This is a genomic window from Saccharothrix sp. HUAS TT1, assembly GCF_040744945.1.
Lineage (GTDB): Bacteria > Actinomycetota > Actinomycetes > Mycobacteriales > Pseudonocardiaceae > Actinosynnema.
Map to the genome: position 1 here is coordinate 4,003,410 of NZ_CP160453.1, position 15,157 is coordinate 4,018,566.

10 protein-coding genes are annotated in these 15,157 nt (G+C 72.2%); 5 read left to right on the forward strand and 5 right to left on the reverse strand.

The window, feature by feature from the left end:
- Positions 1–118 precede the first annotated feature (118 nt).
- Complete coding sequence (locus AB0F89_RS19660; protein ID WP_367138220.1) at positions 119–1,666, forward strand: GMC family oxidoreductase; 1,548 nt, start codon at positions 119–121, stop codon at positions 1,664–1,666.
- 75 nt (positions 1,667–1,741) lie between these two features.
- On the opposite strand, the gene AB0F89_RS19665 is transcribed toward AB0F89_RS19660, so the two are convergent.
- The 5 genes from AB0F89_RS19665 to AB0F89_RS19685 all read right to left on the reverse strand — a co-directional run bounded on the left by AB0F89_RS19665 (position 1,742) and on the right by AB0F89_RS19685 (position 6,885).
- Positions 1,742–2,611, reverse strand: a complete 870-nt coding sequence (locus tag AB0F89_RS19665; RefSeq protein ID WP_367138223.1) for an SDR family oxidoreductase — start codon at positions 2,609–2,611, stop codon at positions 1,742–1,744.
- Positions 2,608–3,213, reverse strand: coding sequence for a carboxymuconolactone decarboxylase family protein (locus AB0F89_RS19670; RefSeq protein WP_367138225.1), 606 nt, complete (start codon positions 3,211–3,213; stop codon positions 2,608–2,610). Before AB0F89_RS19670 ends, AB0F89_RS19665 begins: the two co-directional genes overlap by 4 nt.
- Before the next feature lie 8 nt (positions 3,214–3,221).
- The gene (locus AB0F89_RS19675; protein ID WP_367138227.1) at positions 3,222–4,541 is read right to left on the reverse strand and encodes an ABC1 kinase family protein; all 1,320 of its coding nucleotides are present in this window, start codon (positions 4,539–4,541) and stop codon (positions 3,222–3,224) included.
- A 270-nt stretch (positions 4,542–4,811) separates the two neighbouring features.
- Positions 4,812–5,876 (reverse strand): cobalamin-independent methionine synthase II family protein, encoded by a 1,065-nt coding sequence (locus AB0F89_RS19680; protein WP_367138229.1) that lies wholly within the window; start codon positions 5,874–5,876, stop codon positions 4,812–4,814.
- A 25-nt stretch (positions 5,877–5,901) separates the two neighbouring features.
- Complete coding sequence (locus AB0F89_RS19685; RefSeq protein ID WP_367138231.1) at positions 5,902–6,885, reverse strand: hypothetical protein; 984 nt, start codon at positions 6,883–6,885, stop codon at positions 5,902–5,904.
- 449 nt (positions 6,886–7,334) lie between these two features.
- Here AB0F89_RS19685 and AB0F89_RS19690 point away from each other — a divergent pair, with 449 nt between their 5' ends.
- The 4 genes from AB0F89_RS19690 to AB0F89_RS19705 are packed head-to-tail and all read left to right on the forward strand — an operon-like array spanning position 7,335 to position 15,126.
- The gene (locus AB0F89_RS19690) at positions 7,335–13,106 is read left to right on the forward strand and encodes an SDR family NAD(P)-dependent oxidoreductase (RefSeq protein ID WP_367138233.1); all 5,772 of its coding nucleotides are present in this window, start codon (positions 7,335–7,337) and stop codon (positions 13,104–13,106) included.
- 1 nt (position 13,107) lies between these two features.
- Positions 13,108–13,566 carry an acyl-CoA thioesterase gene (locus AB0F89_RS19695; RefSeq protein ID WP_367138235.1) on the forward strand — a complete coding sequence of 153 codons (459 nt, stop codon included), beginning with the start codon at positions 13,108–13,110 and terminating at the stop codon, positions 13,564–13,566.
- 5 nt (positions 13,567–13,571) lie between these two features.
- Positions 13,572–14,069 carry a flavin reductase family protein gene (locus AB0F89_RS19700; RefSeq protein ID WP_367138237.1) on the forward strand — a complete coding sequence of 166 codons (498 nt, stop codon included), beginning with the start codon at positions 13,572–13,574 and terminating at the stop codon, positions 14,067–14,069.
- Between the two features lie 34 nt (positions 14,070–14,103).
- Positions 14,104–15,126 carry an SDR family NAD(P)-dependent oxidoreductase gene (locus tag AB0F89_RS19705; protein ID WP_367138239.1) on the forward strand — a complete coding sequence of 341 codons (1,023 nt, stop codon included), beginning with the start codon at positions 14,104–14,106 and terminating at the stop codon, positions 15,124–15,126.
- Positions 15,127–15,157: the final 31 nt, after the last annotated feature.

Here is a 15,157-nt window from a genome sequence, read left to right on the forward strand (position 1 = left end):
GTGGTCCGGCACGCCGGGCAACGCGCGAGTAGCAAGGTCATCGCGGCCGGTGCGACGCTCGGCGGGTGGGTCGCAGAACCCTGCGCCCGAAGCGCCCAATCTTCTTCGAGGACTGCTTATGACGGCTCAATATGACGACATCATCGTCGGCGCCGGATCGGCCGGTGCGGCGCTCGCGGCCCGGCTGACCGAGGATCCCGCGCGGCGCGTGCTGCTCTTGGAAGGCGGCCCGGACTACGCCGAGCCGGAAGAGCTGCCCGAGGAGATCTTCTACGGTCGCTCGATGTCGTTCGTCGGCAACGACTGGACCTTCCGGGCGGACGTCCACGACGGCCGCCGCATCCGCTACCCCCGCGGCAAGCTCGCCGGCGGCTCGTCGGCGGTCGGCGCGACGGTCGGCCTGCGCGGCGTCGCGGAGGACTACGACGACTGGGCCGCCGCCGGCAACCCGGGCTGGTCCTACGCGGACGTGCTGCCCTACTTCCGCAAGCTGGAGAACGACCAGGACTTCGGCGAGAGCGAGTTCCACGGCGGCGGCGGCCCCATGCCGATCCGCCGGTGGAAGCCGGAGGAGCTGTCGCCGGCGCAGACGGCGTTCATCGAGTCCTGCCTGCAGAACGGCTTCCCGGAGGTCAAGGACCACAACCACCCGGAGGCGACCGGCGTCGGCTCGATCCCGTCCACCCGGCACGACGCCGAGCACCGGGCCACGACCGGCACGACGTACCTGCGGATGGTCCGCGGCCGGGCGAACCTGGAGATCAGGTCGCGCACCACGGTCGACCGGGTCGTGTTCGACGGCGCCAGGGCGATCGGCGTGATGGCGGCGGCCGAGGGCGGCGCCTACGAGCTGGTCGAGGGCCGCCGGATCGTCCTGGCCGCCGGCGCGGTCGCGTCGCCCGCGATCCTGCTGCGCTCCGGCATCGGTCCCGCCGAGGACCTGCGCCGGCTGGGCGTCGACGTCCGGTCGGACCTGCCCGGCGTCGGCGGCAACCTGGTCGACCACCAGCGCACCGGCGCCTTCCTGGTGCCGCAGCCCGGTGCGACGAACCCGAGCGAGGCGTTCCTGCAGGAGATCCTGCGGACCACGTCGCCGGTCTCGGGCGAGTTCAACGACCTCCAGTACTACATGGTCAACCACTTCTCGCTGGCGCAGTTCCCCGAGCTGCAGATGCTGGCGGGCACGACCGAGATCCTGGGCGTGATGGTGGTGGCGCAGCGCCCCGGCTCCCGCGGTCGGATCACGCTGCCCTCCACCGACCCGTCGGCGCAGCCCAACATCGTGCTGAACTTCCTCGACGACGAGCGCGAGATGGACATCCTCGTCGACGGCGTCCGCACGGCGTGGAAGCTGGCGCACCACCCGGACATCATGAAGCTCGGCCAGGGCTTCGTGGTGCTGCGGGACGCCATGATCGACAACGACGACATGGTGCGGCAGTTCGTGAAGACCAGCCTGGAGAGCGCCTACCACCCGGTCGGCACGGTCCGGATGGGCCCGGCCTCGGACCCGGAGTCGGTCGTGGACGCGAAGGGCGCGGTGCACGGCACCGAGTCCCTGTACGTCGCGGACTCGTCCATCATGCCGAGCACGGTGCGCGCCAACACCAACCTCTCCTCGATCATGATCGGTGAGCGGGTGGCGGACTGGCTGCGCGAGGGCTGAACCGGCCGACCACGGCGAAGCGGCTCCGGACCGAGAGGGTCCGGAGCCGCTTCGCCGTGCGCCGCGGAACGCGGTTCAGGGCTGGGGGAAGAACTTCGTCACGAAGAACTCCCACGCTCTGTCACCGAAGATCGCCCGCTGGGGCTTGAGCAGGTGGGTCGGCAGGCCGAGCCGGTAGCGGATCTTCGGGTTGGGCGCGGTGATGGCCTTCTCGATGGTCTCCGCGACCGTGCCCGACCGCACCGCCGTCCGCCCGCGGCCCTTCGGGTGGTCGACCTCGCGGTAGGCGCCGTGCCACACCACGAACCGCTCCCAGAAGTCGGCGTACAGGTCGCTGTCGGTGGACAGCCCCAGGTCGCCGACCGTGGTCGGGACGAACGAGCCGAGGATCGGCGACGGCTCGATCAGGACCACCTTGATGCCCCAGGGCTTCACCTCCAGCCGCAGCGAGTCGCTGATGGCCTCCAGGGCGTGCTTGGTGGCCTGGTAGTAGCCGCGGCCGGGGGTGGCGAACAGGCCGAAGATCGACGACATCATGACGATGCGCCCGGACCGCTGCTCGCGCATGCCGGGCAGCACCAGCTGCGTCATCCGGGACAGGCCGAAGAAGTTCGTCTCGAACTGCCGGCGCACCTGGTCGATCGGCGTCTCGCCGATCGTGCCGTTGAGGCTGTAGGCGGCGTTGTTCACCAGGACGCCGACGGCGCCGTGGTCCTCGGTGACCCGCTCGACCGCGGCCGCCATCGACTCCTCGTCGGTGACGTCCACCTGGAGCGTGGTGATGCCCTCGTCGGCGAGGTCCTTGAGGCCCGCCAGGTCGCGCCCGGTGGCGTAGACCGGCCAGCCCGCGTGGTGCAGTCGCAGCGCCGTCGCCCGGCCGGTGCCGGACGACAGCCCGCCGGACGAGTTGACGCCCGTGATCAGGACGGCGCGGGAAGCGCTCATCCCTCACCTCCGGTCGGGACCTCCTGCTGCGACACCCGGCTCGCCGCCACCGAGAAGCCGAGGCCCAGACCGTCCACCATGCGGGTGATGAAGTTGAACATGCCGGCGATGAAGAAGCCCTCCAGCAGCTCCTCCTGCGTCCAGCCCGCGTCCAGCGCCGTGCGCCAGTCGGCGTCGGTGATCTTGTACGCCTCCTTGCTGAGCTTGGTCAGCAGGCGCAGCAGCACCTTGGTGCGCTCGTCCACCGGCAGGTCCTCGACGGACTGCGCGGACTCCACGGCCGCCGCGGTCTCCTTCGGACCGCCGAACGCCTGGAAGAAGAAGTTGTGCGTGCCGACGCAGTAGGGGCACTCGTTGACCTTCGACGTCCACGCCGAGATCAGCTCGCGCGTCTGCCGCGGCAGGACGCCGCCGAGGAACATGCCCTTGTACCCGGCGACCACCGCTTCGAGCAGGTCCGGCCGGGTGGACATCAGGCGGAACATGTCCGGCACGAACGGCAGGTTGGTGGACTGCTTGATGTTGTCGTACAGCTCGGCGAGCCGGCCGTCGGCCTGGCCCTCCTCGACCAGCGGAACCCGGACGTGCGTGGTTGCGTCCATTGCTCGACTCACCTTTCGACAGCGGTTGGGGCGTCACGGGGGATGTTGCGGCGGCGCAGGACGGGCATGGCCTCGGCCTGGAAGTCGAGGTCGGAGTCGAAACCCTTGATCATGCCCTCGATGACCAGCAGCGAGAGCAGGGGGAAGGCGAACTCCGGCGCCGGGAACAGGCCGAACCGCCGTTGCAGGTCGAACAGCCTGCCCGCGAAGCGGGCCAGGTCGAACTCGCCGGACTTCGCGCCCGAGGTCTCCGACACCAGCTCGCCGAGCGCGGTGCGGAAGCCCTCCAGGTCGCAGTCGTCCGCGACCTCGGCCGCGCTCTCGATGACGATCTGGGCGCACGACCAGCCGTCGCCCATCGCCATGTTGATGAAGAAGTCCGCGAACGAGCGGCGCACCGGGTCGGGCAGCTGGATGACGAAACCGGCGTCCAGCATCACCAGGTCGGCGTTGAGGTCGAAGTAGAGGTTGCCGGGGTGCAGGTCGCAGTGCACGTACCCGTCGATGAACAGCATCTCGTAGACCGCGCCGAGCACCGCGCGCTGCACCGAGCGGCGGGTGTCGAGGTCCAGCTCGCCCGGCTCGAACCGCCGCAGGTCGCTGATGAAGTCCATCACCACGGTCTCGGGCGTGCACAGCTCCGGCAGCGGCGCCGGGATGGTCACGTTCCGGCCCGAGCGCACCAGGTTGTCGCGCAGCGCGGTCAGCGACGCGGCCTCGGCCTCGAAGTCGAGCTGCCGCAGGATCGCGCCGCCCACCTGGCCGTGCATGAGCTTGAACGGCATCTTGCGCAGCTTCGGCAGCAGGCCCATCACGCTCATCGCCGTGGCGGTCAGCGTGAAGTCCTGCCACATCACCCGCTCGATGCCCGGTCGGCGCACCTTGACGGCCACGTGCCTGCCGTCCAGCGTCACCGCCTCGTGCACGGTCGCGATGCTGCCGCAGGCGACCGGGACCCAGTCGAACTCGCGGAACGGCCAGGGCCGGTCCCGGTAGGCGTCCCGGACGGCGCGCTCGATCCGCCGCCTGCTCGGCGGCGTGGCGCCGTCGGTGAGCCGGGCGAGCGGGGTGGTCACCTCGTCGGGCAGCAGGTCCCGCCGCGTGCTCAGCAGCTGACCGATCTTGATGTAGGACGGTCCGAGGCGGGTCAGCATCCTGACCCACCGGTCGCCGTCGCGCAGGCCGCGGCCGTCCCGCGAACGCCGGAAGCGCGCGCCCACCGCCGAACCGGCGATGATCAGGCCGTAGGTGAGCACGATGGCGCCGACCCAGGCGCAGCGCAGCGCCAGGCCGGGCAACCGGACCAGGCGGCCAGTGATCTTCTTCAACCTCGCCCCCTGACGTGGGATTCGGCCGGGCGGCACGGCGCCGCCCGCCCAGATCGTCTCGGCGGCGTCGGCGCGTCGCCTACTCCCTCCGTGCCGTGCCGGCGCGAAGGGAATTCCATTTGTGCATTACACCGTTACGTGACTGCGTTCTCTTCTCGCACGTTGCTGTTCGCGCGGGGATCGACCGGGAATCCGGTGTGGACGGCGCACGGACGACGACGCCGGGACCACCGCGAGTCGCGGCGGTCCCGGCGTCGTGGGAATCGCGGGTCAGACCCCGAGGGCGGCCGAGGCGAGCTTCGTGCCCTCGACCCGGGCGGCGATCTTCGCGAACGCCGTGTCCCGGCTGGTGGACGTGTCGTCGGCGAACGGCGCGAACCCGCAGTCGTCGCAGGTGCCCAACCGCTCGACGGGGATGAACTCGGCCGCCTCCAGCACCCGGTCGCGCACCTCCTCCGCCGTCTCGACCCGCGGGTCGATCGGGTCGGTCACCCCGACGAACACCCGCGCGTCGGCGGGCAGGTGCTCCTTGATGATGCCGAGCACCCGGCGGCGGTCGGGCTCACTGGCCAGCTGGACGTAGAACCGGCCCACCCGCACCCGGAACAGGTCGGGCAGCAGGTCGGCGTAGTCCACGTCGGCGCTGTGCGTGGAGTCCTGGTCGCCGCCGGGGCAGGTGTGCAGGCCGATGCGGGCGCGCTCCTCCGGGGAGAAGCGCTCCAGCACCGCGTTGTTGAGCGCCACGAAGTCGCGCAGCAGCCCGCCCGACGGGTCGAGCTTGAGCGACAGCCTGCCCTCGGTGAAGTCGAGCTGCACCACGGCCGCGCCCGCGTCCAGGCAGGCGCGGATGTCGGCGGCGGTCTCGTCGACGAGGTCGGCGACGAACTCGTCCCGCGAGTAGCCGTCGATGCCGCCGGCCGGGTAGAGCAGGCTCAGCGCCGAGGGCGCGATCACCGGCTGCTTCACCGGCAGCGACGTCAGCCCCTGCGCGGTGCGCAGCAGGTCGACGGCGTGCGCGGCGTAGCGGAACGGCCCGCTCGTCAGCACGGGCAGCTGCCGGGTGTGGCCGTCGGCGAACGGCACCACGGCCCCGCCGCCGGCGAGGTCCGCGATGCCCGCCACCGGGTAGGTGAGGAAGCTCGGCTTGTCCTGCTCGCCGTCGGTGACCACCGGCGAGCCGGTGGCCTCGAACCGGCTGACGGTGTCCGCCAGCGCCCGGTCGGTCAGCGCCCGCAGCTCGGCCGCGTCGATGCGGCCCTCGGCGTGGTCCTGGAAGCCCTGCACCAGTTCCGCCGGACGTGGCACGCTGCCGATCGGCTCGGTCGGGATGCCCATGGTGTCCCTGTTCCCCTCGTCGCGATCAGGCCCAGGGCGCCGTCGGGTACCACGGGATGATCTCCCGCCGGGCCAGCAGCCTGATGTCCCAGTACATGAAGGTGAAGACCCCGGCGACGATCAGCGCGACGGCCGTCACGACGGTGATCCGGGTCGGGTTGGCCGAGATCCACCGCTGCAAACGGCCCCCGGCGAAGTACGCCAGTGCGAGGAACAGTATTGCGATGATCACGATGTTGCCTACCGACTGAAGGGTGAACGCGGCGGCCCCGTACAGGGGGTTGTGGCTCTCCGCCGCGTCACGGAACATCTGCCGGAATAGCCCGAACGGGCGACCGATGAGGAACCCGCCGATCAACACGCCCATGAACACCATGGGGGCGTTGGGGAACCGCTGGGAGACCTTGCGGAACGGGTCGCGCACCAGGCCGAGCGCGGCCAGGCCCAGGTAGAACATGACCAGGCCGATGATGCCGAACACCACCAGCGACTGGATGCTGCGGCCGTTCAGCGTGCCCGGCACGGTCGCCGCGGTGGAGAACTGCGGCATCCGGGTGCCGATGACGCCGACCAGCACGCCGTACAGCGCGGACACCGGGATCATGCCGACCGCCAGCCACCCGATGGGCTTGAGCGCGGCCACCAGCCGCGACCAGCGCGACCCGGCGGAGCCGAGCATCGGCGCGACGGCGCCGAACGCGGCGATGTTGCACGCGGTGAACGTGCCCGCGATGCCGCTGGCGAAGGCGAACGCGATGCCCGCCGCGATGCCCTCGATCGGCGTCTCCTTGGCGTTGTGGCCCAGGAGCGTGTTGGCGACGTTGTCGCCGATGACGGAGTCGACGAAGTGCGCCGACCACACCACGGTCAGCAGGAAGCCGGCGATCGAGGCGATCAGGACGATGAGCCCGCGCCGGCGCGGGAAGTGGCCGTTGACGAACAGGGACGTGCCACCGAGGGCGGTCGCGGGCTCCGCTCGCCGGAGCCGCGTGGTGTCGGGTCGCGCCATCTGATCCCTCTCCGGGGCAATGGAGGTCGGCTGGGTGCAGCCCCTTTTTCGAGCACGTGCTCCCGAGGGGCCTGCAAAGCATCCCAGGACACCCGCGGGATTACTTCTTCGACTGTGCGGAGTTGTTGGGCCGAACGGTCGTCAGGTCATTCGCCGGGCGTTGTGCCGGTCCCGGCGCGGCGGCCCACGACCTTCGGCTTCCCGTAGCGCGCGACCCCTGTCGGTGTGCCGAGCGATGTCGTGACCGGGGGGAATTCGAATCACGCTGTTATGGAAAAAGCGCAGGTCAGAGGGCAAAATCGGAGAAGCAATGTCGCCGTACGGTCGTGCAGTCTTACGTTGCGCACATTTTTGGAAGGTGCCGCACGAGTATTTGTCGCACTTTTCCATAACGGCGTTTTCAGTGGCACGAGACCCGAACCCCCGATGTCCTCAAAGACGGTGAAAGCATGAGCAGTGAGCGGATCGCAATCGTCGGCATCGGCCTGCGCTACCCCGATGCCGGTTCCACCGGGGAACTGTGGGAAAACGTCCTGGCCGGTCGTCGGGCCTTCCGCAGGCTGCCCGACGAGCGGATGAACCAGGCGGACTACTACTCCCCAGACCCCGAAGCACCGGACCGCTTCTACTCCACGAAGGCGGCCGTGCTGCGCGACTTCGAGTTCGACCGGGTGCGCTACCGCGTGGCCGGCAGCACGTTCCGCTCCACGGACATGACGCACTGGCTGGCGCTCGACGTGACCGCCCAGGCGCTGGCCGACGCGGGCTTCCCGGACGGCGAGGGCCTGCCGAAGCGGACCACCGGCGTGGTGCTGGGCAACAGCCTCACCGGCGAGTTCTCCCGCGCCAACGTGATGCGGCTGCGCTGGCCGTACGTGCGGCGCACGGTGGCCGCGGCGCTGGCCGGCAAGGGCTGGCCCGAGGACGAGATCGCGGGCTTCCTGCGCGAGCTGGAAGTGGACTACAAGGCGCCGTTCCCGGAGATCAACGAGGACACCCTGGCCGGTGGCCTGGCGAACACGATCGCGGGCCGCATCTGCAACTACTTCGACCTGCGCGGCGGCGGCTACACCGTCGACGGCGCGTGCTCCTCGTCGCTGCTGTCCGTCGCCACGGCCGCCAAGTCGCTGGTCGAGGGCGACATGGACGTGGCCATCGCGGGCGGCGTGGACCTCTCGATCGACCCGTTCGAGGTCATCGGCTTCGCCAAGACCGGCGCGCTGGCCAAGGACGTGATGAAGGTCTACGACAAGAACTCGAACGGCTTCTGGCCGGGCGAGGGCGCGGGCTCCCTGGTGCTGATGCGCGAGGAGGACGCGCTGGCGAAGAACCTGCGCATCTACGCGACGATCGCCGGCTGGGGCGTCTCGTCCGACGGCAAGGGCGGCATCACCCGCCCCGAGGCCGAAGGCCACCGCCTGGCCCTGCACCGCGCCTACGGCCGCGCGGGCTACGGCCTGGAGTCGGTGTCCTACTTCGAGGGCCACGGCACCGGCACGGCGCTGGGCGACGAGACCGAGATCGAGGCGCTGTCCTCGGCCCGCCGCGCCGCCGACCCGAACGCCCGGCCCGCCGCGCTGAGCACCGTCAAGGGCAACTTCGGGCACACCAAGGCAGCGGCGGGGGTCGCCGGTCTGATCAAGGCGGCCCTCGCCGTGCACCACCAGGTCATCCCGCCGGGCACGGGCCACTACGACCCGCACCCGAAGCTGACCTCCGACGACGCGGTGATGTACGTGCCGCTGGAGGCCGAGCTGTGGCCGGAGGACCGCCCGGTCCGCGCCGGCGTGTCGGCGATGGGCTTCGGCGGCATCAACACCCACATCGCGCTGGAGGCCGCGCCCGACGCCTCCCGCCGCGAGGAGATCGACGTCCGGACCAGGGCGCTGGTCGCCGGTCGCCAGGACGCCGAGGTGCTGCTGTTCGACGCGGCGGACCGCACGACGCTGAAGGACCGGCTGGCCGAGGTGGCCGCGCTGCTGCCGAAGCTGGCGTTCGCCGAGCTCGGCGACCTGGCCTCGGCGCTGGCCGCCCGGCTCACCGGCGCGTCGCTGCGCGGCGCCGTCGTGGCCCGCACCCCGGAGGAGGCCGAGCGCAAGGTCGCGAAGCTGGTCGCCGCGGTGGCCGAGGGCGTCAACACCTTCGACGCCGCCGACGGCGTGTTCCTGGACGACCGGGCCGACGCGCCGCGGTTGGCGTTCCTGTTCCCGGGCCAGGGCTCCGGGCGCGGCGGCGTCGGCGCGATCCGCCGCCGGTTCGCCGTCGCCGAGGAGGTCTTCGACGGCGCCGGCCTGCCGACCGAGGGCGACCAGGTCGCCACCGAGGTCGCGCAGCCGCGCATCGTGGCCGGCTCGCTGGCCGCGCTGAAGGTGCTGCGCGAGCTGGGCATCGAGGCGCAGACGGCGGTCGGGCACAGCCTGGGCGAGCTGACCGCGGTGCACTGGGGCGGCGCGATCAACGCCAGCCGGGTGCTGTCGCTGGCAGCCGAGCGCGGTCGCGTCATGGCGAGCGCGAGCAAGGGCGGCGGCGCGATGGCCGGCCTGGCGACCGACCCGCGGCGGGCGCTGGAGCTGGCGGCGGGCGAGGACGTCGTGATCGCCGGCTACAACGGCCCGGCGCAGACCGTGCTGTCCGGCCCGGCCGAGGCCGTCGACCGGGTGTGCGCGGTGGCGCGCGCCGAGGGCGTGCAGGCCACCCGCATCAACGTCTCGCACGCGTTCCACTCGCCGCTGGTGTCGCCGGCGGGCGAGGCGATGGCCGAGCGGCTGGTCGACTTCGACTTCGGCAGGCTGATCCGCCCGGTGCACTCCACCGTCACCGGTGACGTGCTGGAGGCGGGCGCCGACCTGCGCGAGCTGCTGCGCGACCAGATCACCCTCCCGGTCCGGTTCCACGAGGCCGCCGCCAAGGCCGCCGCCACCACCGACCTGGTGGTCGAGGTGGGCCCCGGCCGCGTCCTCTCCGGCCTGCTGGAGGAGATCGCGCCGGACAAGCCCGTGCTGTCCGTCGACACCGACAGCGCGTCGCTCACGTCCCTGCTGACCGTCGTCGCCGCCGCCCACGTGCTCGGCGCGCCGATCCGCACGGACGCCCTGTTCGGCGACCGGGTCGCCCGCGACCTGCCGCTGGACGGCGCGATGACGTTCCTGGCCAGCCCCTGCGAGACGGCTCCCGCCCTCGACTCGAACCTGCTCGCCGAGCAGGGGACCGGCAGCCCGGCCGCGTCCACCGGGAAGGCCCGGCCCGCGGCGGGCGCCGACGGCGAGTCCACGCTCGAACTGCTGCGCCGGCTGGCCGCGCAGCGCGTGGAGCTGCCGCTGGAGGCCATCACCGCGACCACGCACCCGCTGGACGACCTGCACCTCAGCTCCATCACGGTCGGCCAGCTGGTCAACGAGGTCACCCGCACGCTCGGCCGCCCGGCGCTGGAGGGCACGACCAACTTCGCCACCGTGCGGATGGGCGAGCTGGCCGACCTGATCGACAGCCTGGCCGACACGGCGCACGCCGAGGAGCGCGACAACGGCGAGGTGCCGGGTGTGGCGCCGTGGGTGCGGCCGTTCCAGGTCGAGCACGTCGAGCGCGAGCTGGTCGGCGCGAAGCCCGGTCCGGTGGGCGAGTGGACGGTCCACGCGCCCGAGGGCCACCCGCTGGCCGAGCCGCTGAAGGCGGGCCTGCCCGGCGACGGCGTGCTCCTGCTGCTGCCCCCGGAGGGCGGTGACGCGCACGTCGGCCTGTTCCTGGAGGCGGCGCGGGACGTGCTGGCGTCCGGCCGCAGGCTCGCGGTCGTGCAGCACAAGCTCGGCGCGTCGGGCCTGGCCCGCACGCTGCACCTGGAGGCGCCGCACATCCCGGTGACGCTGGTCGACCTGGCCGACGACACCGACGCGGTGCGCCGGGTCGCGGCCGAGGTCGCGGCGACCACCGACTTCTCGCAGGCCCGCTACGACGCCGACGGCGTCCGGAGCGTGCCGGTGCTGCGGGCGGTGTCCGGCCAGGTCGACCCCGACTCCGCGGGCGGCGCCCCGCTGGACGCGGGCGACGTGCTGCTGGTGACCGGTGGCGGCAAGGGCATCACGGCCGAGTGCGCCATCGCGATGGCCACCGACTCGGGCGCGTCCCTGGCGCTGATCGGCCGGGCCGACCCGGCCGCCGACCCCGAGCTGGCGGCCAACCTGGCCCGGATGACCGCGGCGGGCATCAAGCACCGCTACGAGCGGGCCGACGTGACGTCCGCCGAGCAGATCGCCGTCGCGGTGGCGAAGTTCCGCGCCGAGCTGGGCGAGGTGACCGCCGTGCTGCACGGCGCGGGCCGCAACGAGCCCAAGGCGTTGACCGGTCTGTCCGAAGAGGACTTCCGGGCCACGCTGGCGCCGAAGATCAAGGGGCTGAACGCGGTGCTCGACGCCGTCGACCCGGAGCGGATCAAGCTGCTGGTCACGTTCGGCAGCATCATCGGCCGGGCCGGTCTGCGCGGCGAGGCGCACTACTCCACCGCCAACGACTGGATGTCGGAGCTCACCGCCGACTTCGGCGTGAAGCACCCGCGGGCGCGGGTCCTGGCGCTGGAGTGGTCGGTCTGGTCCGGCGCGGGCATGGGCGAGCGGCTGGGCGTGGTCGAGGCGCTGATGCGCGACGGCATCACGCCGATCTCCACCGATGCGGGCATCGCGGTGCTCCGCGAGGTGCTGGCCGACCCGACCGTCGGCCCCGTGCTGGTGGTCTCCGGCCGCGCCGCGGGCCTGCCGACGCTGGAGCTGGCGCGCACCGAGCTGCCGCTGGCCCGGTTCGTGGACCGGGTCCTGGTCCACTACCCGGCGGTCGAGCTGGTCACCGAGGCCGACCTGTCCGACGGCGCCGACCCGTACCTGGGCGACCACCTGCTGGAGGGCGACCTGCTGTTCCCGGCCGTCATCGGCATGGAGGCGATGACCCAGGTGGCCACCGCCCTCACCGGCAACGACGGCCCGCCGCTGCTGGAGGACGTCGAGTTCCTGCGGCCGGTCGTGGTGCGGCCGGGCGGCTCGCTGACCGTGCGGATCGCCGCGCTGGCCCGCGACGCCGAGACCGTGGACGTGGCGATCCGGGCCGAGGACACCGGCTTCTCCGCCGACCACTTCCGGGCCAGGCTGCGGTTCCCGCGGCCGGAGATCCCCGGCGACGTGGTCGACGGCGCCCCGGTGCTGCCGCTGGTGCCGGTCGACCCGGTGACCGAGCTGTACGGCAGCGTCCTGTTCCAGGGCAAGCGGTTCCAGCGGCTGCAGGGCTACCGGCGGGCGAGCGCCCGGCACGCGGTGGCCGAGGTCGCCACGGCGTCCGTCGCCTCCTGGTTCGCCCCGTTCCTGCCGCAGGACCGGGTGCTGGCGGACCCGGGCACGCGGGACGTGATGATGCACGCCATCCAGTGCTGCGTCCCCGACGCCACGCTGCTGCCGCAGAGCGTGGAGCGGCTGTACCTGGCCGCGCCGGTCGACCAGCTCGCCGAGTACGTGGTGCTGGACGCCCGCGAGCGGTTCCAGGACGGCGACAGCTACACCTACGACCTCGACGTGCGCGACCCCGACGGTCGGCTCGTCGAGCGGTGGGAGGGCCTGGTGCTGCGGGCCGTGCGCAAGAAGGACGGCGCCGGGCCGTGGACGCCGACCATGCTCGGCTCCTACCTGGAGCGCTCGCTGGAGCGGGTCCTGGGCGGCAGCCGCGCGGTCGTGGTCGAGCCCGACCCGACCGACGTCACGCCCGAGCGCCGGGCGCAGACCGCGCTCGCGCTCAGCCGGGCGCTGGACCGGCCGGTCGACGTGCGCTACCGGCCCGACGGCAAGCCCGAGGTCGACGGCGTCGAGGTGTCCGCCTCGCACGGCGCCGGCGTCACGTTCGCGGTGGCCGCGGGCAGCGGCACGATCGGCGTGGACGTCGAGTCGGCCGTGGCCCGCTCCGAGGACGACTGGACCGGCCTGCTCGGCGACGACCTGATCGCCGTGCGGGACCTGCTCACCACCGAGGTGGGCGAAACGGCGGCCATCGCCGGGACCCGGGTGTGGAGCGCGCTGGAGTGCCTGCGCAAGACCGGTTCCACCTCGCAGGCGCTGACGGTCGACCGGGTCCACCCGGACGGCTGGGCGGTGCTGTCGACCGGCGACGCCAAGGTCGCCACCTGGGTGACCACCGTCAACGACCGGCCCGAGCCGGTGGTGTTCGCGGTGCTCGTGGGCAAGGAGGCCTGACGTGTCCGACTACTACGAGATCCGCCACACCGTCGGTTTCGAGGAGACCAACCTCGTCGGCAACGTGTACTACGTGAACTACCTGCGCTGGCAGGGCCGGTGCCGCGAGATGTTCCTCAAGGAGAACGCGCCGAGCGTGCTGGCCGACCTCCAGGACGACCTCAAGCTGTTCACCCTCAAGGTGGAGTGCGAGTTCTTCTCGGAGATCACCCTCTTCGACGAGCTGTCGGTGCGGATGCGGCTGGAGGAGCTGACCCAGACGCAGATCCAGTTCAGCTTCGACTACGTCAAGGTCACCGGCGGTCAGGAGGTCCTGGTCGCCAAGGGCAGGCAGCGGATCGCGTGCATGCGCGGCCCGAACACCAACACGGTGCCCTCCCGGGTGCCCGACGACCTGCGCAAGGCGCTCGCGCCCTACGCCGAGGCCCCGGTGCTCGCCCGCGCCGGGCTGGGGGGATGACGGACATGTACGAAGCGGCGCCCACGATGGAGGAGACCACGCTGAGGGACGCGATGTCCCTGTTCGCCACCGGGGTCACGGTGCTGACGGTCGGCGGCGAGCACGCCCACGGCATGACGGCCAACGCGTTCACGTCGGTTTCGCTCGACCCGCCGCTCGTGCTCGTGTGCATCGCCCGCTCGGCGGTGATGCACGACGCGATCGGCAGCACCAAGCGGTTCGGCGTGTCGATCATGGGCGCCGACCAGCGGGATACCGCGAAGTACTTCGCCGACAAGCGCAGGCCGCTCGGGCCGGAGCAGTTCGACGCGGTGGACTGGCTGGAGGGACCGCGCAGCGGCGCGCCGCTGCTGAACGGCTCGCTGGCGTGGCTGGAGTGCGAGCTGGTGTCGGTGCACGACGGCGGGGACCACACGATCTTCGTCGGTCAGGTGCTCGGCTGCAGCCGGGGCGCGGGCACGGAGGCGTTGTTGTTCTACGGCAGCGCCTTCCACCGGGTCTGACGTCCGAGTCCGCTCGCTCTGGGAAGGAGTGCACATGCTGGTCACCGTCACCGGGGGTACCGGTTTCGTCGGCTCGCACACGGTGGCGGAGATCGTGCGCGCCGGCCACCGGGTCCGGTTGCTGGTCCGGGACGCGAACGCGGTGGAAGCCGCCACGCGACCCCTGGAGGTGCCGCCCGACGCGATCGACGTCGTCGTCGGGGACGTGACCGACGAGCGGTCGGTCACCGCGGCGGTGCGCGGCGCGGACGCCGTGGTCCACGCCGCCTCGGTGTACTCGTTCGACCGGCGCAGGCGGGCGGAGATGCTGCGCACCAACGCCCGCGGCACGGACGTGGTGCTCGGCGCCGCGCGCCGTGCCGGGGCGGGGCGCGTGGTCCACGTCTCCAGCATCGCGGCCCTGTTCGGGCCCGGTGTGCGGGTGATCCGCGAGCAGTCGCCGGTCGGCACGACCCGCGAGCCGTACGCGGCCACCAAGGCCGCCTCGGAAGCCATCGCGAGGCGGCACCAGGAGGAGGGGGCGCCGGTGGTGGTCAGCTACCCGCCGGCCCTCCTCGGGCCGCACGACCCCAAGCTCGGCGACCAGAACGAGCGGCTGCGCAACACGTTGCGCGGGATCATGCCGATGTGGCCGAGCGGCGGCCTGCAGATCGGCGACGTGCGGGACACGGCGGCGCTGCACCTGGCGCTGCTGTCCCCGGACGCCGCCGCGCCGGGTTCTGAGGGCAGGCACTTCGGCCCCGGGCACTACCTCACCACCTCGGAGTACCTGGACGGGATCAGGGAGGTCACCGGGCGCTCGCTGCCGGCGGTCTTCCTGCCCGCCGCGATGATGACGCCCGTCGGCCGGTTCGTCGACCTGGTGCAGCCCGCCTGGCCGTGGCACATCCCCGCCGAGTACGGGGCCATCGCCACGGTCGGCGCGGCGGTCCGGGTCGACCCGGCCGCGAGCACGCTCGACCTCAAGCCCCGACCCTTCACCGACACGGTGGCCGACACCGTGCGGTGGCTCGCCGACACCGGAGCGGTGACCGAACGCCAGGCAGGCCGGCTGTGACCACATCAGAGATCGACCACGTCGACGGGCG

Excerpts from the sequence above, each read along its gene's own strand:
- AB0F89_RS19685 (WP_367138231.1), bottom strand. The coding sequence starts at position 6,885 with ATGGCGCGACCCGACACCACGCGGCTCCGGCGAGCGGAGCCCGCGACC.
- AB0F89_RS19700 (WP_367138237.1), top strand. The coding sequence starts at position 13,572 with ATGTACGAAGCGGCGCCCACGATGGAGGAGACCACGCTGAGGGACGCG.
- AB0F89_RS19680 (WP_367138229.1), bottom strand. The coding sequence starts at position 5,876 with ATGGGCATCCCGACCGAGCCGATCGGCAGCGTGCCACGTCCGGCGGAA.
- AB0F89_RS19705 (WP_367138239.1), top strand. The coding sequence starts at position 14,104 with ATGCTGGTCACCGTCACCGGGGGTACCGGTTTCGTCGGCTCGCACACG.
- AB0F89_RS19660 (WP_367138220.1), top strand. The coding sequence starts at position 119 with ATGACGGCTCAATATGACGACATCATCGTCGGCGCCGGATCGGCCGGT.
- AB0F89_RS19670 (WP_367138225.1), bottom strand. The coding sequence starts at position 3,213 with ATGGACGCAACCACGCACGTCCGGGTTCCGCTGGTCGAGGAGGGCCAG.
- AB0F89_RS19690 (WP_367138233.1), top strand. The coding sequence starts at position 7,335 with ATGAGCAGTGAGCGGATCGCAATCGTCGGCATCGGCCTGCGCTACCCC.
- AB0F89_RS19665 (WP_367138223.1), bottom strand. The coding sequence starts at position 2,611 with ATGAGCGCTTCCCGCGCCGTCCTGATCACGGGCGTCAACTCGTCCGGC.